This window comes from Streptomyces sp. NPDC058697 (assembly GCF_042715345.1).
Lineage (GTDB): Bacteria > Actinomycetota > Actinomycetes > Streptomycetales > Streptomycetaceae > Streptomyces > Streptomyces liliifuscus.
In genome coordinates this window covers 1-17959 of the sequence record NZ_JBHXSU010000034.1, presented here as the reverse complement: position 1 = coordinate 17959, position 17959 = coordinate 1, and the positions used below count along the sequence as shown (strand labels likewise).

Annotated in this window: 18 protein-coding genes and 5 tRNA genes; 17 read left to right on the top strand and 6 right to left on the bottom strand. The window is 70.5% G+C overall.

From position 1 onward, the window contains the following. Window positions 1-282: 282 nt before the first annotated feature. From ACFWXQ_RS42450 to ACFWXQ_RS42420, 7 genes are all read left to right on the top strand, one after another. Window positions 283-2454, top strand: a complete 2172-nt coding sequence (locus ACFWXQ_RS42450; protein WP_383945871.1) for a FlgD immunoglobulin-like domain containing protein — start codon at window positions 283-285, stop codon at window positions 2452-2454. Between the two features lie 136 nt (window positions 2455-2590). Beyond that, window positions 2591-3358, top strand: a complete 768-nt coding sequence (locus ACFWXQ_RS42445) for an HAD family hydrolase (RefSeq protein WP_383945874.1) — start codon at window positions 2591-2593, stop codon at window positions 3356-3358. An 89-nt stretch (window positions 3359-3447) separates the two neighbouring features. After that, window positions 3448-3519: transfer RNA gene (locus ACFWXQ_RS42440), tRNA-Gln, on the top strand. Between the two features lie 42 nt (window positions 3520-3561). Then, window positions 3562-3634 (top strand) — tRNA-Glu (locus tag ACFWXQ_RS42435). 62 nt (window positions 3635-3696) lie between these two features. Then, window positions 3697-3769, top strand: a tRNA-Glu gene (locus ACFWXQ_RS42430). Window positions 3770-3789: 20 nt separating this feature from the next. Further along, window positions 3790-3861, top strand: a tRNA-Gln gene (locus ACFWXQ_RS42425). Between the two features lie 29 nt (window positions 3862-3890). Next, window positions 3891-3963 (top strand) — tRNA-Glu (locus ACFWXQ_RS42420). A 140-nt stretch (window positions 3964-4103) separates the two neighbouring features. Here ACFWXQ_RS42420 and ndgR read toward each other — a convergent pair. Continuing rightward, entirely contained in the window at window positions 4104-4820 is a 717-nt protein-coding gene (ndgR, locus tag ACFWXQ_RS42415; RefSeq protein ID WP_189843598.1) for an IclR family transcriptional regulator NdgR, read from the bottom strand. 189 nt (window positions 4821-5009) lie between these two features. Here ndgR and leuC point away from each other — a divergent pair, with 189 nt between their 5' ends. The 4 genes from leuC to ACFWXQ_RS42395 all read left to right on the top strand — a co-directional run bounded on the left by leuC (window position 5010) and on the right by ACFWXQ_RS42395 (window position 8361). Next, on the top strand, window positions 5010-6446 hold the full coding sequence (gene leuC, locus ACFWXQ_RS42410; protein ID WP_383945878.1) for a 3-isopropylmalate dehydratase large subunit: 1437 nt from the start codon (window positions 5010-5012) through the stop codon (window positions 6444-6446). 5 nt (window positions 6447-6451) lie between these two features. Next, window positions 6452-7045, top strand: a complete 594-nt coding sequence (gene leuD, locus ACFWXQ_RS42405; protein WP_383945880.1) for a 3-isopropylmalate dehydratase small subunit — start codon at window positions 6452-6454, stop codon at window positions 7043-7045. 302 nt (window positions 7046-7347) lie between these two features. After that, window positions 7348-7578, top strand: a complete 231-nt coding sequence (locus ACFWXQ_RS42400) for a hypothetical protein (protein WP_055614012.1) — start codon at window positions 7348-7350, stop codon at window positions 7576-7578. Window positions 7579-7716: 138 nt separating this feature from the next. Further along, complete coding sequence (locus ACFWXQ_RS42395; protein ID WP_383945883.1) at window positions 7717-8361, top strand: HU family DNA-binding protein; 645 nt, start codon at window positions 7717-7719, stop codon at window positions 8359-8361. Window positions 8362-8427: 66 nt separating this feature from the next. Here the strand turns inward: ACFWXQ_RS42395 and ACFWXQ_RS42390 are convergent, their stop codons facing one another. Both ACFWXQ_RS42390 and cofC read right to left on the bottom strand, forming a co-directional pair. After that, complete coding sequence (locus ACFWXQ_RS42390) at window positions 8428-8640, bottom strand: hypothetical protein (protein ID WP_383954731.1); 213 nt, start codon at window positions 8638-8640, stop codon at window positions 8428-8430. Window positions 8641-8744: 104 nt separating this feature from the next. Next, window positions 8745-9377, bottom strand: coding sequence for a 2-phospho-L-lactate guanylyltransferase (gene cofC / locus ACFWXQ_RS42385; RefSeq protein WP_383954729.1), 633 nt, complete (start codon window positions 9375-9377; stop codon window positions 8745-8747). Between the two features lie 145 nt (window positions 9378-9522). Here cofC and ACFWXQ_RS42380 point away from each other — a divergent pair, with 145 nt between their 5' ends. The 3 genes from ACFWXQ_RS42380 to ACFWXQ_RS42370 all read left to right on the top strand — a co-directional run bounded on the left by ACFWXQ_RS42380 (window position 9523) and on the right by ACFWXQ_RS42370 (window position 12645). Further along, window positions 9523-10386, top strand: coding sequence for a lysophospholipid acyltransferase family protein (locus ACFWXQ_RS42380; RefSeq protein WP_383954727.1), 864 nt, complete (start codon window positions 9523-9525; stop codon window positions 10384-10386). After that, window positions 10383-11402 carry an NAD(P)H-dependent glycerol-3-phosphate dehydrogenase gene (locus ACFWXQ_RS42375; RefSeq protein WP_383954725.1) on the top strand — a complete coding sequence of 340 codons (1020 nt, stop codon included), beginning with the start codon at window positions 10383-10385 and terminating at the stop codon, window positions 11400-11402. The genes ACFWXQ_RS42380 and ACFWXQ_RS42375 overlap by 4 nt, the downstream gene beginning before the upstream one ends. 82 nt (window positions 11403-11484) lie before the next feature. Beyond that, a complete protein-coding gene (locus tag ACFWXQ_RS42370) occupies window positions 11485-12645 on the top strand; it encodes a D-alanine--D-alanine ligase family protein (RefSeq protein WP_383954723.1) in 1161 nt (386 codons plus the stop codon). A gap of 101 nt (window positions 12646-12746) precedes the next feature. Here the strand turns inward: ACFWXQ_RS42370 and ACFWXQ_RS42365 are convergent, their stop codons facing one another. Continuing rightward, window positions 12747-13256 carry a DUF3515 domain-containing protein gene (locus ACFWXQ_RS42365; protein ID WP_383954721.1) on the bottom strand — a complete coding sequence of 170 codons (510 nt, stop codon included), beginning with the start codon at window positions 13254-13256 and terminating at the stop codon, window positions 12747-12749. A 20-nt stretch (window positions 13257-13276) separates the two neighbouring features. Next, window positions 13277-13510 carry an Lrp/AsnC ligand binding domain-containing protein gene (locus ACFWXQ_RS42360; protein WP_055614017.1) on the bottom strand — a complete coding sequence of 78 codons (234 nt, stop codon included), beginning with the start codon at window positions 13508-13510 and terminating at the stop codon, window positions 13277-13279. Between the two features lie 206 nt (window positions 13511-13716). On the opposite strand from ACFWXQ_RS42360, the gene ACFWXQ_RS42355 reads away from it, so the two are divergent. Next, window positions 13717-14682, top strand: coding sequence for a thiamine-phosphate kinase (locus ACFWXQ_RS42355; protein ID WP_383954719.1), 966 nt, complete (start codon window positions 13717-13719; stop codon window positions 14680-14682). Continuing rightward, window positions 14679-15497 (top strand): bifunctional hydroxymethylpyrimidine kinase/phosphomethylpyrimidine kinase, encoded by an 819-nt coding sequence (thiD, locus tag ACFWXQ_RS42350; RefSeq protein WP_383954717.1) that lies wholly within the window; start codon window positions 14679-14681, stop codon window positions 15495-15497. The genes ACFWXQ_RS42355 and thiD overlap by 4 nt, the downstream gene beginning before the upstream one ends. Window positions 15498-15676: 179 nt before the next feature. On the opposite strand, the gene rpmB is transcribed toward thiD, so the two are convergent. Next, entirely contained in the window at window positions 15677-15862 is a 186-nt protein-coding gene (rpmB, locus tag ACFWXQ_RS42345) for a 50S ribosomal protein L28 (protein ID WP_004924906.1), read from the bottom strand. Between the two features lie 248 nt (window positions 15863-16110). On the opposite strand from rpmB, the gene ACFWXQ_RS42340 reads away from it, so the two are divergent. Next, complete coding sequence (locus ACFWXQ_RS42340; protein ID WP_383954714.1) at window positions 16111-17850, top strand: DAK2 domain-containing protein; 1740 nt, start codon at window positions 16111-16113, stop codon at window positions 17848-17850. Window positions 17851-17959: the final 109 nt, after the last annotated feature.

The following is a 17959-nucleotide window of genomic DNA, read 5'->3' as shown; positions in this document are numbered from 1 at the left end:
GATTGTTTATGCCGTGGCCCTTTTTCTCGGGGGCGGTGGCGATGCTCACCCGCTGGGCGGGCGGTCACACACCCAACACACTGCGGGGGGGCGCCGGGTTCGGACGCCGCCCCTCTCGCGTACACGGAGTCGACACCCGGAGTTCACCTCTCCGGTCAACTCCCGCTCTTCCGGCGGACATTGGATGTTTCGGGCGCACATGATGCGTGTGTTCACGATGTTTCAGGGGAGGGGAACGTGACCCGTTCACGAAGACTTGTGGGAATCGCTGTAGGCGGGGCGATGGCGTTGTCGGGGGCCGTGCTGACCGCACCGGCCCAGGCCGCGCCGAACGCCGACACCCCGGTTGCCACCACGCAGTTGAACCACATCAACCCGGTCGACGTCCGGTACGGCTGGGTGGGGGCCTCCGGATTCCAGTACGCGCTGGGCAACGCGGGCAACCTCCAGTGGGCCGAGTACCCCGGCGTCACACCGCCGGCGCACGCGGGCCCCGACGACCTGGCCACCGGCACCGACGTCCAGAACACCGGGACGTCGGGCACCGTCACCCAGAAGCACCGCTCCACCGGCACGACCGCCACCGTCACGATCCCGACGGGCCAGACCTACCGGGCGGCGTCCGGCTGGAGCGTGCTCACCCAGGACGCCGACGGTGCCCTGCACGTGCTGCGAGCCGCAGCCGACGGCACCACCACCGACCTCGCGGTCACCGGCCTGCCGTCCGGCGCCCAGCCCACCGGCACCTACGCGACCGGCGGCTCGGTCCGCCGCCTCGCCGTCACCTACACCCTGGACGGCACCTCCTCGGTGGGCCTCGTCGACCTCGCGGACGGCACCTTCCGTACGTACGTCGGTGGCGTCGGCTCCGAACAGTCGATCACCTTCAACGACAGCTGGCTCGTGGTGAACCGCAAGGCGATCCGGGTGGACTCGGAGCCCGGCACCGCACCCGCCACGGTGAGCTTCCCGGCCAAGCCCCTCGCGGTCGTCGGCGACCAACTCCTCAGCGGAGACCCGGACTTCATCTCCTCGCCCGCCGACGAGGCGCTCACCGCCACCTCGCTCGCCACCGGCGCCAAGCGCACGGTCCTCGCCGACGCGGACGGCGCCTTCCGCGCCACCCCGGACGGCGGCCTGCTCGCCACGGCCGGTGCCACGGCCAGCGACTTCCACGTGTACCGCGTCCTGCCCGCCGGCGGCGGGGACGTCTCGGCCCAGCCCGTGTTCACGGTGCCGCCCGTCCGGGCCAAGGTCGACGGCCTGATGGTCGCGGGCGGCGAACTCCTGATGTTCGGCAACGCCACCCCCACCCCTGGCTGGGACGCCGCGTACGCCGTGCCGCTGGACCCCACGGGCAAGCCCACCGGCAGCCAGGTCCGCCGCAGCCCGTTCATCGGCTCCTCGCCGTGCCTCGGCGGCGACGCCGCCTGCCCCCAGGTGGAGGCCCTCGGCGACGGCCGCTTCGCCTACCTCTACACCTACTCGGACGGCAAGGAGTCGGTGCACGTCGCCGGGGACACCGACACCTTCCGCACCGAACCCACCGGCTCCGCCGGCGGCCGCATCGGCACCGGCACCGGCCGCTATGTCCTCTACAACGGCGGAACCCCCGCCACCCAGAAGATCGCCGACTTCCCCCGCGGAGCCGACGGCGAGACCGCGCTCGACCGCACCCGCAGCGCCGCCGCGATCTGGGGCCAGCGCCTGTGGACTCCCGGCACCACCCAGGGCAGCGTCGTCGCGTACGACCTCAAGGCCAAGCGGAACGTCGCCACCGTGAACACCGGCGCCCCCTGCACCCCCAGCGAGATCCAGGCCGTCAACACCTGGCTCTACTGGAACTGCGGCAGCGCCGGACCCGCCGGCGTCCACGACCGGGCCACGGGCCGGAACATCACGGTCCCGGCCGGCCCGTCCCGGCTCGCCGACGGCTACCTCGTCCGTGAGGACCGCACCAGCCACGAGCTGCTGCTCACGGACTTCCACACCGGTACGGCGACCACCCGGACCGCGGCCGTGCTGCCCACCGTGGACCAGAACACCGGCGGCAACACCGGCCGCTGGGCCGTCGACCGCTTCGGCGGCAACGTCGCGTACCTCACCGCCCAGGGCCAGGTGGCGCTCGTCACCGCGGGCGTCCCCACCTCGCCGCTCGCACAGATGGAGGCGCAGACCGACGCCGCCGCGGGCCCCACCACCCAGGACCCCTGGCAGCCCGTCTGGCAGTTGAGCAAGCCCTCGACGTGGACCCTGACCCTGACCAACGCGAGCGGCAACGTCGTCCGCAACCTCACCGGCGACTCCACGGCCGCCGCCGTCCGCGCCTCCTGGGACGGCAATTGGGGCGACGGCAACCGGGTCGCGGGAACGTACACCTGGCGCCTGACCGCCAAGGCCCGCGACGGCCAGGGCCCCGACCTCGCCCTGACCGGCACGACCACCGTCAACTGAAGGACGCGCCCACCGGCACCGGGTTACCGTCGAACCATGACGATCAGAGCCGTGGTCTGGGACGTGGAGACTGCATTCTTCGGGGGATAACCCCCGAACCCCCAGCCGGGGCCCGGGCTGCCGGTACCGTCGAACCATGACGATCAGAGCCGTGGTCTGGGACGTGGACGACACGATCTTCGACTACACCACGGCCGACCGGGCCGGCATGCGCGAACATCTCGCGGCCGAGGGCCTGCTCGACGGGTACGCCTCCGTCGAGCAGGCCCTCGGCCACTGGCGCGACCTCACCGACCAGCAGTGGGCGAGGTACGCGGCGGGGGAGGTGGACTGGGAGCAGGGCCGCCGGGACCGGGTGCGGGCCTTTCTGGACAAGCCCCTCACCGACCCGGAGGCGGAGGACTGGTTCCTCCGGTATCTCGGGCACTACGAGGCGGCCTGGGCGCTCTTCCCGGACGTCCTGCCCGTCCTCGACACCCTGGCCGGCAGCCACCGCCACGCCGTGCTGTCGAACTCCAGCATCCGCGTCCAGGACCACAAGCTGCGGGTTCTCGGCGTACGGGACCGGTTCGAGTCCGTGCTCTGCGCGGCCGAGCTGGGTGTCTCGAAGCCCGCGGCGGAGGCGTTCCACGCGGCCTGCGAGGCCCTGGAGCTGCCGCCGCACCATGTCGCGTACGTCGGGGACCACCCGGAGATCGACGGACAGGGCGCGGCCGACGCGGGAATGTTCTCGGTCTGGATCGACCGCGGGGGCGTGAGAGCCGTCACGGCCCCGGACCCCGACGCCGCACCGGGCGGGGTGCCGGATCGGCTCACCGGCCTGCGCCGGATCGCCTCGCTGGCCGAACTCCCCGCGATCCTCCGGCCCCATACCCGTTTTGGAGCGCCGTCCACCTTCAGGTAATGTTCTTCCTGCGCCGCCGGAGAGCGGGCCGAAAGGCCGGACCGGAGGCGCACGCTAAAGCAGGATCCCTGCGGGGGTTTGTGTTTCAGTGGCCTATGGTGTAATTGGCAGCACGACGGTTTCTGGTTCCGTTAGTCTAGGTTCGAGTCCTGGTAGGCCAGCTCGCAGAGCTCATCTGCAACTGCGGAGATCAACTCCGCAAAGCCCCCGTTGTGTAGCGGCCTAGCACGCTGCCCTCTCAAGGCAGTAGCGCCGGTTCGAATCCGGTCGGGGGTACAGATCCTTCCCAGGGAGACAGTCCGGGTCGCACCCACTGATTCTCATGCAGGATCGCTAGGGCCCCCGTTGTGTAGCGGCCTAGCACGCCGCCCTCTCAAGGCGGTAGCGCCGGTTCGAATCCGGTCGGGGGTACGAACTGGTATGAACCACATTGGTCTATGGTGTAATTGGCAACACTACGGTTTCTGGTACCGTCATTCTAGGTTCGAGTCCTGGTAGACCAGCTCGGATCTGCGGAAACGCAAGATCCTGGGCCCCCGTTGTGTAGCGGCCTAGCACGCCGCCCTCTCAAGGCGGTAGCGCCGGTTCGAATCCGGTCGGGGGTACGTCATCGAAGAAGCCCTCCCCAGCATGGGGAGGGCTTCTTCGTGTTGAGCGCCGGGTCGATGTCAACTCCGGTCGGTCGCTGCGGCGTTGAAGCGACCGGCGGGAGGAAGTCGAATCGGGCGTCAGTCTGCGACGCGCATCAGCCGGTGCGGCGCAGAGCCTCCGAGAGACGGGTGGCCGCGTCGATGATCGCCTGGGCGTGCATCCGGCCGGGGTGACGCGTGAGGCGCTCGATCGGTCCGGAGACCGAGACGGCGGCGACCACCCGGTTCGACGGTCCGCGCACGGGGGCCGAGACGGACGCGACGCCCGGCTCGCGCTCGCCGATCGACTGGGCCCAGCCCCGGCGCCGTACACCCGACAGGGCCGTCGCCGTGAAGCGGGCGCCCTGGAGGCCGCGGTGCAGACGCTCCGGCTCCTCCCAGGCCATCAGGATCTGGGCCGAGGAGCCGGCTTTCATGGTGAGCGTCGAGCCGACCGGGACCGTGTCCCTGAGGCCCGACAGGCGCTCGGCCGCGGCGACGCAGATGCGCATGTCGCCCTGGCGGCGGTAGAGCTGCGCGCTCTCGCCCGTGATGTCGCGGAGGTGGGTGAGCACCGGGCCCGCCGTCGCGAGGAGGCGGTCCTCGCCCGCGGCCGCGGCCAGCTCGGCGAGGCGGGGGCCGAGAATGAAGCGGCCCTGCATGTCGCGCGCCACCATCCGGTGGTGTTCAAGTGCCACGGCGAGGCGATGTGCCGTGGGTCGTGCCAGCCCGGTTGCCGCGACCAGCCCTGCGAGGGTGGCCGGACCGGACTCCAGGGCGCTCAGGACAAGGGCTGCCTTGTCCAGAACGCCGACGCCGCTACTGTTGTCCATGAAACGATACTCGCGTCTCACTCTGTGAAACGCAAGTTCAATTTTCCGTGGAACGCGCCACCCTGGTAGGTACAGCGGCCCGCGGACCAACGGGCCCGGCGGAGGGCTCCCGGTATGAGGGGTACGGGCGCGCCGCATCGGAAATCTCTAGTTGGGCCGGCGCCACACAGGCCGGCCGGAGGGAAAGCGATGGGTAGGACACTCGCGGAGAAGGTCTGGGACGACCACGTCGTCCGGCGCGCGGAGGGCGAGCCCGACCTTCTCTTCATCGATCTGCACCTGCTGCACGAGGTGACCAGCCCGCAGGCATTCGACGGCCTCCGTCAGGCAGGCCGCCCCGTGCGCCGTCTCGACCTCACCATCGCGACCGAGGATCACAACACCCCGACCCTCGACATCGACAAGCCCATCGCGGACCCGGTCTCCCGCGTCCAGCTGGAGACGCTGCGCAAGAACGCCGCCGAGTTCGGCGTGCGCCTGCACTCGCTGGGCGACGTCGAGCAGGGTGTCGTGCACGTCGTGGGCCCGCAGCTGGGCCTGACCCAGCCCGGCACCACGGTCGTGTGCGGTGACTCCCACACCTCCACGCACGGCGCCTTCGGCGCGCTCGCGTTCGGCATCGGCACCTCCCAGGTCGAGCACGTGCTGGCCACCCAGACGCTGCCGCTGGCCCGCCCCAAGACCATGGCCATCACGGTCGACGGCGAACTGCCCGAGGACGTCACGGCCAAGGACCTGATCCTGGCGATCATCACCAAGATCGGTACGGGCGGCGGCCAGGGCTACATCCTGGAGTATCGCGGCTCCGCCATCGAGAAACTCTCGATGGAGGCCCGCATGACCATCTGCAACATGTCGATCGAGGCCGGCGCCCGCGCGGGCATGATCGCCCCCGACGAGACCACCTTCGCGTACATCAAGGGCCGCGCCCACGCCCCCGAGGGCGAGGACTGGGACGCCGCCGTCGCGTACTGGAAGACCCTGAAGACGGACGAGGACGCGGAATTCGACGCCGAGGTCGTCATCGACGGCGCCTCCCTCGCGCCGTTCGTCACCTGGGGCACCAACCCCGGCCAGGGAGCGCCGCTTTCGGCGTCCGTCCCCGACCCGGCTTCGTACGAAGACGCTTCGGAGCGCTTCGCCGCCGAAAAGGCCCTGGAATACATGGGGTTGGAGGCCGGACAGCCGCTGCGCGACATCAAGGTCGACACCGTCTTCGTAGGTTCGTGCACCAACGGCCGTATCGAGGACCTGCGCGCGGCCGCCTCGATCGTCGAGGGCCGCAAAGTCGCCGACGGCGTACGGATGCTGGTGGTCCCCGGCTCCGCGCGCGTCGGTCTGCAGGCCGTCTCCGAGGGCCTGGACCTGGTCTTCAAGGAGGCCGGCGCCGAATGGCGGCACGCGGGCTGCTCGATGTGTCTGGGCATGAACCCCGACCAGCTGGCCCCGGGCGAGCGCTCCGCGTCCACCTCCAACCGCAACTTCGAGGGCAGGCAGGGCAAGGGCGGCCGTACGCACCTGGTCTCGCCGCAGGTCGCCGCCGCCACCGCCGTGCTGGGCCATCTGGCCTCTCCCGCCGACCTGAACGACCAGTCGTCTGCCGCCCGCACGCCCGCTGGAGTCTGAGAGTCATGGAAGCATTCACCACGCACACCGGCCGGGCCGTCCCGCTGCGCCGCAGCAACGTCGACACCGACCAGATCATCCCTGCTCACTGGCTCAAGAAGGTGACCAGGGACGGTTTTGAGGACGGGCTCTTCGAGGCCTGGCGCAAGGACTCCTCCTTCGTCCTCAACCAGCCCGAGCGCACGGGCGCCACGGTCCTGATCGCCGGACCCGACTTCGGTACGGGTTCCTCGCGCGAGCACGCCGTCTGGGCGCTGCAGAACTACGGCTTCAAGGCCGTCATCTCGTCCCGCTTCGCGGACATCTTCCGTGGCAACTCGCTCAAGAACGGCCTGCTCACAGTGGTTCTGGAGCAGAAGATCGTGGACGCGCTGCAGGAGCTCACCGAGCAGGACCCGAAGGCCCCGGTCACGGTCGACCTGGAGGCCCGTGAGGTGCGCGCCGAGGGCATCACGGCCCCCTTCGAACTCGACGAGAACGCCCGCTGGCGGCTGCTGAACGGGCTGGACGACATCTCCATCACCCTGCAGAACGAGGCGGACATCTCCGCGTACGAGTCCAAGCGGCCCTCCCACAAGCCGCGGACCGTTCAGGTGTGATCGCCTTCGGGGCTCCAAACCCCTTCGGACCCGATCGGAGTCGCACCCCACAAGGCTGATTCCAGCCAGCGCAACAGGCCTCTGTACCCCCAATCGTGGACGGTTGGGGGTACATCTGTGTCTGCCTCCGGAAGGGGTGTTCAGGCCTTTGTGATTGGCCTCAACTGCCCTTGTTTCAAGGGGCTTTGGTGGGGTAGCCGACTCTCGGCAGAGCCTTGTGGGGAGGTGCGTGGGAGGCCCTCGGGAGGCGGTAGTTACCCCCTGCGCAGGCGACAACTCGCCCCAGATGGCACAATCTGTGCATGGAACACGACGGCCAACTCGAGCTCTATGCGGCAGTCGCGTCCCAACTCAAGGAAGCGCACACAAGGGTGCGCGCACTGCAAGTCCCGGAGGGCGTACGGATGGCGCTGACCCGGAAGCTGCTGGTCATTACGGCCGTGGCCAAGCACGATCTCGCCGATGCGACAAGGCGGCTGGAGCGGTTCACGACGGACCTCGACGAGGGCCGAATCCCCGAAGAGGAACGCTGAGGAACTTCGCGACAGCCCCAGTTCGTTGCGGCACAAGGGTGATTAGCCCGTTTCGTGTTTGATTTGCGGTATATATCTGCCTAACGTGCGAAAAAGCTTGAACACTTTCGTTCTGGCAATGTCTCCGAAGGGGAAGACGTGAACAAGGCGCAGCTCGTAGAAGCGATTGCCGACAAGGTCGGCGGGCGTCAGCAGGCCGCGGAAGCGGTCGACGCCGTACTGGACGCCATCGTGCGTGCAGTTGTCAGCGGGGACCGGGTCTCGGTCACCGGCTTCGGTTCCTTCGAGAAGGTGGACCGTCCGGCCCGTTACGCCCGCAACCCGCAGACCGGGGAGCGCGTTCGGGTCAAGAAGACCTCGGTGCCGCGCTTCCGTGCGGGCCAGGGCTTCAAGGACCTGGTGAGCGGCTCGAAGAAGCTGCCGCGCGGTGGCGAGGTCGCGGTCAAGAAGGCCCCCAAGGGCAGCCTGTCCGGCGGCGCCTCCGCAACGGTCAAGAAGGCCGCCGCGAAGAAGGCCACCGCGAAGAAGGCGGCGGCCAAGAAGACCACCGCCAAGAGGACCGTCGCGAAGAAGACGACGGCCAAGAAGACCACGGCGACGGCCAAGAAGACGACCGCCAAGAAGACCTCGGCGGCCGCCAAGAAGGCCACGGCCAAGAAGACCACCGCCAAGAAGGCGGCGGCCAAGAAGGCCCCGGCGAAGAAGGCCGCGGCGAAGAAGGCGCCGGCCAAGAAGTCGGCGGCCCGCAAGACCACCGCCAAGAAGGCCACCGCCCGCAGGTAGACAGGGGCGCTGGGATCCTCACGCGCCGGGCCGGGCTCCCCCTGGGGAGCCCGGCCCGCGGCGTGTTCAGAACGTTTGCAGTGTGATCAGTGTGATGCGCCGGGCCGTGTCCTCGCTGGCCCCGCTCTCGACCTCGATCCGCACGCGTTGACCCGGGCGGAGCAGTCGGAGGCCGCCCTTGTCGAACGCCGGGGCGTCGAAGGGGACGGGGGTGCCGTCGTCCAGCAGTACCTGGCCTGTGCGGGTTTCTGGGTCGTATGTGTACGCGGTCGCCTGCATGGGGGAAGGGTATGCGGTTTGTTCTGGGCGGGGATCCGAGGGCGGTGTGTATGCGCGGGTGGTCGTGGGCTGGTCGCGCAGTTCCCCGCGCCCCTCAAAGCCGCTTACGCGGCTTTGAGGCGCTCGACCACCGCCGCCGTGCGCGGGCCCACTCCAAGTGTCAATGCCGCTCGGAGGTCCGCGCCCGTGTCCACGTCCTGGCGTACGGAGGGCACGTCGGGCAGGAGGAGTTCCGCGGCGCCCGAGGCTCGGTGGCGGGAGCGGGAATCGGGGCCGAATGCGGGGAGCAATTCGCGGTTCGGGGACGCGGCCAGGAGAGTGGTACCGATTCCGGCGGCGTCCGGAAGGAAAGCGCGGGGGAATTCGGCGGCCGCGTCGAGGACCCGGGCCAATTCAAGAGGGCGCAGTGCGGGCAGATCGGCGTTCAGAGCCGCCAGCGGACTTTGCGGGCTTCGGGCGCGTACGACCGAGGCGGCGTGCGCCAGAGCGGCGTTGAGGCCGCCCCCGGGCTCGTCCGGGACGATGCGGGCGCCCAGGGCGGCCAGCTCGCGTCCGGCCAGCACATCGCCCGTGACTACGGCCACATCCCCGACCGCCGGGCAGGCCAGCGCCGCGGCCACCGTGTCCTGCGCGAACGCCAGGGCGAGCCCCGGGCGCAGGCCGTCGGCCGCGGTGTCCGAGAGCCTGCTCTTCGCCCGCGACAGGGCTTTCAGGGGTATGACCAAGGTCCACTGCACGTGCGCTCCGTCCCTCCCTCGTCGCGCCCATTGTGACCCGCGCACCCTGGCGGGCCGGTGGCCGGGGCGTACGGTGTTCTCGACAGACCGGCGGCCTGGAGCGACACTTGTGCGGCCCCCCAGGCCCTAGAAGGAAGGTGTACGCGTGTCCCGCCGCAGAATCGGCTTCTGGTACCGCTTCGCAGCGGTTCTCTGCAAACCGCCGCTGATGGTTCTGATCAAGCGGGACTGGCGCGGAATGGAGAACATTCCTGCCGAGGGCGGATTTATCACCGCGGTGAACCACAATTCCCACGTGGATCCGTTCGCGTACGGGCACTTTCAGTACAACACGGGCCGTGTTCCGAGATTCCTCGCCAAGAGCAGTCTTTTCAAGAAGGGCTTCGTCGGGGCGGCCATGCGCGGGACCGGGCAGATCCCGGTGTACCGCGAGAGCACCGACGCGCTCAGCGCCTACCGAGCCGCGATCGACGCCGTGGAGCGCGGGGAGTGCGTCGCGTTCTATCCCGAGGCCACCCTGACCCGCGACCCCGGCCTGTGGCCGATGACCGGCAAGACGGGTGCCGCGCGGGTCGCGTTGCAGACCAGGTGCCCGGTGATTCCGGTGGCCCAGTGGGGCGCCAACCACCTGCTGGCCCCGTACGCCAAGAAGCCCGACCTCCTGCCGCGCAAGACGCACCAGGTGCTCGCGGGCCCGCCCGTGGACCTCTCGCGCTTCTACGGCAAGGAGATGACCCCCGACCTCCTGAAGGAGGCGACCGAGGTCATCATGGCCGCGATCACCGCCCAGCTGGAGCTGATCCGCGGTGAGAAGGCGCCCGCGACGCCGTACGACCCGCGCCAGGTGCGCATCGAGCAGCGGCGCAGGACGCGGGGCAAGGAAGAGGCACGGCCGCAGGAAGAGCAGGAAACCGCTGTGCAGGAGAAAGCGGCGCAGGGAAACACCGCGCCGGAGAACGCCGTGCGGGAAATGACCGAGGTTGAGCACGAAAAGGGGCACGGCAAGTGACGACATCCGGCAAGCCCGTCAAGGCGGCCGTTTTCGGGACCGGATCGTGGGGCACGGCCTTCGGCATGGTGCTCGCCGACGCCGGGTGCGACGTGACGCTGTGGGGACGGCGGGCCGAGCTCGCCGAAGCGGTCAACTCCACCCACACGAACCCCGACTACCTGCCGGGCATCGAACTCCCGGAGAACCTGCGGGCCACCACGGACGCCGCCGAGGCCGCCCACGACGCCGACTTCACGGTGCTCGCCGTGCCCTCCCAGACACTGCGCGGGAACCTCGCGGACTGGGCGCCGCTGCTCGCCCCCGGCACGGTCCTCGTCTCCCTCATGAAAGGCGTCGAACTCGGCTCCGCCATGCGGATGAGCGAGGTCATCGAGGACGTCGCGAAGGTCGGCGCCGACCGGATCGCCGTGGTCACCGGGCCCAACCTCGCCCGTGAGATCGCCGCCCGCATGCCGGCCGCCGCGGTGGTCGCGTGCAGCGACGAGGCGGTGGCCCAGCGGCTCCAGGCCGCCTGCCACACGCCGTACTTCCGCCCCTACACGAACACCGACGTGGTCGGCTGCGAACTCGGCGGCGCCGTCAAGAACGTCATCGGTCTCGCCGTCGGCATCGCGGACGGCATGGGGCTCGGCGACAACGCCAAGGGGTCCCTCATCACACGGGGGTTGGCGGAGACGACCCGGCTCGGCCTCGCCATGGGCGCCGACCCGCTGACGTTCTCCGGGCTCGCGGGCCTCGGCGACCTCGTGGCGACCTGCTCCTCGCCGCTCTCGCGCAACCACACCTTCGGCACCAACCTCGGCAAGGGCATGACGCTCCAGGAGACCATCGCGGTCACCAAGCAGACCGCCGAGGGCGTCAAGTCCTGTGAATCCGTACTGGACTTGGCGCGCAGGCACGGCGTCGACATGCCCGTCACCGAGACCGTCGTCGACATCGTCCACGACGGCAAGCCCCCGGTCGTCGCCCTCAAGGAAATGATGTCGCGCAGCGCCAAGCCGGAGCGACGCTGAGCAACACTCCCCTTTTCTGGCGCTCGGTTCGCGCCGAGGCACGCTGACTCAGGGCCTTACCAACGGGTACTCTCAACGCGATATGAGCACTGAGAACCTTCCCCAGAGCCCTGAGCAGCAGCCGCCTCGCAAGCCGCGCGTGGCCGTCGTCTTCGGCGGGCGCAGCTCCGAACACGGGATCTCCATGGTCACCGCCGGAGCCGTACTGCGGGCCATCGACCGGACCAAGTACGACGTCCTGCCGATCGGAATCACCCGGGAAGGCCGCTGGGTGCTCACCGCGGACGAACCGGAGCGGATGGCGATCACCGAGCGTCGTACGCCCGACGTCGAGGAACTCGCCGAGTCGAGCGAGGGCGGTGTGATCCTGCCCCTCGACCCCGCCAACCGCGAAGTCGTCTACAGCGAGCCCGGATCGGTCCCCAAGGCGCTCGGCGAGGTCGACGTCGTCTTCCCGATGCTGCACGGCCCGTACGGCGAGGACGGCACCCTCCAGGGCCTCCTGGAGCTCTCCGGCGTCCCGTACGTCGGCTCGGGCGTGCTCGCCTCGGCCGTCGGCCAGGACAAGGAGTACATGAAGCGGGTCTTCATCTCCTTCGGGCTGCCGGTCGGCCCGTACGTGGTGATCCGCCCCCGCGAGTGGGAGCTCGACGAGTCCGCGGCCCGCAAGAAGATCATCGACTTCGCGGGGGAGCACGGCTGGCCGCTCTTCGTGAAGCCCGCGCGCGCGGGGTCCTCGATCGGCATCACCAAGGTCGACGACCTGTCCGGCCTGGACGAGGCGATCGCGGCGGCCCGGCAGCACGACCCGAAGTTCCTCGTGGAGGCGCTGCTGCGCGGCCGCGAGATCGAGTGCGGGGTCCTGGAGTTCGAGGACGGCCCGCGGGCCTCCGTACCGGCCGAGATCCCGCCGGTGCAGTCGCACGACTACTACGACTTCGAGGCGAAGTACATCGACTCGACGCCCGGCCTCGTGCCCGCCCCGCTGACCCCCGAACAGACCGCCGAGGTCAGGCGCCTGGCCGTCGAGGCCTTCGACGCCGCCTCCTGCGAGGGCCTGGTCCGCGCGGACTTCTTCCTCACCGAGGACGGCACCTTCGTCATCAACGAGATCAACACCATGCCCGGCTTCACGCCGATCTCCATGTACCCGCAGATGTGGGAGGCGACGGGAGTGCCCTACCCGGAACTGGTCGACCGCCTGATCCAGGCGGCCCTGCGCAGGCCCACGGGCCTGCGCTAGACCGGGCTCCCTTCTTCTGAGGGTGCCGGGGGCTTCTTGGGGGCGCGGGGAACTGCGCGACCAGCCACGATGGACCCGCAGTCAAAGAACCACCGGTCGCCTCAGTCCGCAATCCCCTCGGGGATCGCCTTCTTGATGGCCCCGGCCAAGTCGACAAGCACAGAGGACGTGTCCACCCCCTCCGGCACAGTGACCTCGACATACGCCAGACGCTGAGCGGAGGTGAAGCGGCTCGCCCCGTCGTCCCGCTTCTCCATCAGCCAGCCCACCCCGTTCACCCCGCCGCCGACCGCGTCCGGGTCACCGCCCTCGGCGACCTTGGGGTCGACCATCTTGGGCGGCCGCTGTACACCACAGCGCAGTATGATCGCCGGGCTTCCCCAGCCCGCGGTCAGCGCGGACCGGGGCTCGGGATCCTCCCGGTCGAGTCCGTCCACCTTCGCCGGCAGCGACTTGTCCAGGTTCTGACACAGCTCGGTGGCCTTCGTGCCCGGACTGGGAACCGCGGTCCGGGTGTTGTCGTCTGCTGAGGAGCAGCCTGCGGCCGCGATCAGCAGAACGAGGGCGGGCAGCCCGGGACGAGAGAAGCGCCGGTGACGGAAGAAGTCCACCGGCCAAGGGTAGACGGGGGCTACAGGTGCACGACCGGGCAGGTCAGCGTACGCGTGATGCCGTCCACTTGCTGGACCTTCGCGACCACCATGCGGCCGAGATCGTCCACTGTGTCGGCTTGGGCCCGCACGATCACGTCGTACGGTCCTGTCACATCCTCGGCCTGGATCACCCCTTGTATCTTGCTGATCATTTCGGCGACGGTCGACGCTTTGCCGACCTCCGTCTGGATCAGGATGTACGCCTGTACCACGGAACCTCCAGGGCGGCCACGAGGATCATGTGGGGAAAAGGAACGCCACGGTATCGCGTCGCCGCGCGCCGCGGGGAGACCCGCGGGGGCAGGGGCCCCCGCGAAGGGGTGCACGGACCGCGCAGGTTGACGGTCGAATCGACCGTACCCAGGTCGGAGGCGGCCCGCGACCGGGCGGACGCAGCAACAAAAGGAGACGTACAACGATGAAGGGCACCGTGGGCGAGTTGGGGGAGTTCGGGCTCATCAAGGAGCTCACCTCACGGCTCACCACCACTCCGGCGGTACGCGTCGGGCCGGGCGACGACGCCGCCGTGGTGGCCGCCCCCGACCGCAGGGTCGTGGCGAGCACCGACATCCTCCTGGAGGGCCGGCACTTCCGTCGCGACTGGTCCACGGCGTACGACGTCGGCCGCAAGGCGGCCGCGCAGAACCTCGCGGACATCGCCGCGATGGGCGCCGTGCCGACCGCGCTGCTGCTCGGCCTGGTCGTCCCGGCGGAACTCCCGGCCACCTGGCCGTCCGAGCTGATGGACGGCATCCGCGACGAGTGCCAGGTCGCCGGCGCGGCCGTGGTCGGCGGCGATGTCGTACGCGGCGACACGATCACCGTGGCGATCACCGCGCTCGGCGATCTGCGCAACCACGAGCCGGTCACGCGCGCGGGTGCCCGGCCCGGTGACGTGGTGGCCGTGACGGGCTGGCTGGGCTGGTCCGCGGCAGGGCACGCCGTGCTCTCCCGCGGCTTCCGCTCGCCGCGCGCCTTCGTGGAGGCGCACCGGCGTCCGGAACCGCCGTACCACGCGGGCCCCGCGGCCGCCGGGCTCGGCGCGACCTCGATGACGGACGTCAGCGACGGGCTGATCGCCGACCTCGGGCACATCGCCGAGGCCAGCAAGGTACGTATCGACGTCCGCTCCGGCGCCGTCGACATCCCCTCGCAGATGAACGACATCGGTCAGGCCGTCGGCGTCGACCCCCTCCAGTGGGTGCTCACCGGGGGAGAGGACCACGCGATCGTGGCGACCTTCCCGCCGGACGTGAAACTGCCCGCCCGCTGGAAGGTGATCGGCGAGGTCCTCAACCCGTCGGCGCTGCCGCAGGTCACGGTCGACGGGGCGCCGTGGACCAGCAAGGGCGGCTGGGACCACTTCGCGGACATCGAGTCATGAGTGCCTCGTCCCGTGCGAGTGCCCCGCCCAGGGTGCTGACGGTCGCCGGCTCCGACTCCGGTGGCGGCGCCGGGATCCAGGCCGACCTGAAGACGATGCTCGCGCTCGGCGTGCACGGCATGAGCGTGCTCACCGCCGTCACCGCGCAGAACTCCCTCGGCGTACAAGGCGCTTGGGAACTGCCGGTGGAGGCGGTGCGCGCGCAGTACCGCAGCGTGGTCGACGACATCGGAGTCGACGCGGTGAAGACCGGCATGCTCTCCTCGGCCGAACTCGTCGAGACCGTCGCCGAGTTGATCGGGGGCACGGCCGTGCCCTCCGTCGTCGACCCGGTCGGCGTCTCCAAGCACGGCGACTCGCTGCTCGCCGCGTCCGCACTGGATTCCGTACGCACCAAGCTGCTGCCCGTCGCCACGGTGGCGACGCCGAACCTCGACGAGGTGGCCCAGCTGACGGGTGTGGAGGTCGAGTCGGAGGACGGGATGCGGCGCGCAGCGGCGGCTGTGCTGGCGTACGGGCCGACGTGGGTGCTGATCAAGGGCGGTCACCTCAGCGGGGACGCCGTCGACTTCCTCACGGACGGCTCGGAGGAGCACTGGCTGCGCGCTCCCCGGTTCGACAACCGGCACACGCACGGCACGGGGTGCACCCTCGCGAGCGCCATCGCTTCGGGGCTCGCGAAGGGGCAGGCGGTGCCGGCGGCGGTCGCGGCGGCGAAGGAGTACGTCACCGGGGCGATCGCGGGCGGCTTCGCGCTCGGCGGCGGGATCGGGCCGGTGGATCATGGCTGGCGGTTCGGGACGGGCGGCGCGTAAACGCTTGCGCAATCGTTTACGTCCGCAGGCGAGGCAGCCGCACGCCGGTCTGCGGACTCAGCGGGCTCAGCGGACTCGGCCGGCTCAGCGAACTCTGCGGGCACAGCAAAAAGCCGGTCCACCGTGAAGTGGACCGGCTTTGAGCAGCGAACCAGCAGTGGCCGCGCGCTAGCAGATCGTCAGCGCGAGACCTTGCCGGCCTTGATGCACGAGGTGCAAGCGTTCACGCGCTTCGGCGTCCCGCCCACCACGGTACGAACGCGCTGGATGTTCGGGTTCCAGCGACGGGGCGTACGGCGGTGAGAGTGCGAGATGTTGTTGCCGAAGCCCGGCCCCTTGCCGCAGACGTCGCAGTTGGCAGCCACGGGTCACTCCAAAGACTTCAGATGCTCTTACGGATGATCCCGGCATGCCGGGATCAAGATCTAGGATCTGAGTGGCGGTGCCAGGAGGAAGGCCCGATGGGATCGGGCAACCGGAGCAGCATACAACGACTGCGTCCGTACAACGAAACTACCATGGTCGGCCCGGGGACCTGGCCCGGCCCTCTTCCGGTGGGGACCTGACCGGGGTCTACGCTGCGTCGGACGTTCGGCTGCTCAAGGAGGCGCAGGTGCCGCAGAGACTGGACGCGTCCGCGGTGCGTGCATGGTGCGACTTCGCGCTGCGGGCACTCGGCCGCGCGCGCGAGGAGATCGACGCGATCAATGTGTATCCCGTGGCGGACGGGGACACCGGCACCAATCTGTACCTGACCGTGGAGTCGGCGGCCGCGGCGGTCGAGGCCGTCTTCGCCGGTCACGCCGCGCTTGCGGGCGGCCGGGCGCCCGAGGGGCCCGCCCTCGCCGACGTGGTGCACGCGATGGCGCACGGCGCGCTCATAGGGGCCCGGGGGAACTCCGGGACGATCCTCGCGCAGCTCCTGAGGGGCATGGCCCAGGTGCTCGCCGCCGACAGTGACGCGACACACACCGACGGGCAGGGACTGGGGCTCGCCCTCCGGCGCGCGGCCGACGCGGCCAGGCAGGCCGTCGTGCACCCGGTCGAGGGCACCGTCCTCACGGTCGCCTCCGCCGCCGCCGACGCGGCCTCCGGCGCCGAGGGCGACTGCGGGGCGGTCGCGCGCGCGGCGTACGAGGGCGCGCGGGCGGCGCTCGCGGCGACTCCCGGGCAGCTGGCGGTCCTGGAGCGGGCCGGAGTGGTCGACGCGGGCGGACGTGGCCTCGTGGCCGTGCTGGGGGCCCTGGTGGAGACGTTCACGGGCGAGGCACCCGCCGCGTCGGCGGTGCCGGTTCTCGCGGGGCACGCGCGCGTGGGGGTGGGTCCGGACGCCACGGAGCCGCACGCGCGCGTGGACTCCGCTGTGACGGAACCCCTCGAAGAGGTGGGGGAGTGCGCGGACGGAACCCCCGCTCCCGACGAGGGCGGGCCCGCCTTCGAGGTGATCTACCTCCTGGAGGCGGAGGACGCGGCGGTGACGCGGCTGCGGGACCGGCTGGACGCGCTCGGCGACTCGCTCGTCGTGGTCGGCGGGGACGGCCTGTGGAACGTCCACGTGCATGTCGACGACGCCGGTGCGGCCGTGGAGGCGGGCGTCGAGGCCGGGCGGCCGTACCGGATCCGGATCACGCACTTCGGGCTGGACGACGCGCACACGACGGGTGCCGGGAGCAGGCCGGTCCGGGAGCGGGCCGAGCGCGCGGTCGTGGCCGTCGTCCCCGGAGAGGGCCTCGCGGGGCTCTACACCGAGGCGGGGGCCACCACCGTCCTCGCGCGCCCCGGGGAGCCGCCCGCCAGCGGGGAGCTCGTCGAGGCCGTACGACGGGCCCACGCGCGCGAGGTGGTGCTGCTGCCGAACGACGCCGAACTGCGCCACACCGCGGCCGCGGCGGCCGAGCAGGCCCGCACCGAGGGCGTCAGGGTCGCGCTGATCCCCACCCGGTCCGCGGTGCAGGGCATCGCGGCGCTGGCCGTGCACGAGCCCGGGCGGCGCTTCGACGAGGACGTCGTCGCGATGACCTCGGCCGCCGGTGCGACCCGGTACGCCGAGGTCGAGGTCGCGGAACGCCAGTCCTGGACCATGGCCGGCATCTGCCAGGCCGGCGACATCCTCGGCCTCATCGAGGGCGACGTCGCCGTCATCGGCTCCGACATCACGGCCACCGCCGAGGCCGTCCTGAACCGCATGCTCGCGGCGGGCGGCGAAATGGTCACCCTGGTCCTCGGCGACGACGCCCCCGACACGATCGCGGCCCACCTCGAAGCCCGCGTCAGGGAGTCCTACCTGGCCGTCGACACGGTCGTGTACCGGGGCGGCCGCCAGGGCGCTCTGCTGCTGATCGGCGTGGAGTAACCGCCGGCCCCGCGCCCCCAAAGGGGCGCGGGGGACAGCGCGACCACCCACAACCCCACCCCACCCCCCACCCCGTACTCGCCCCCCCCCACCCCACCAGCCTGGCCAT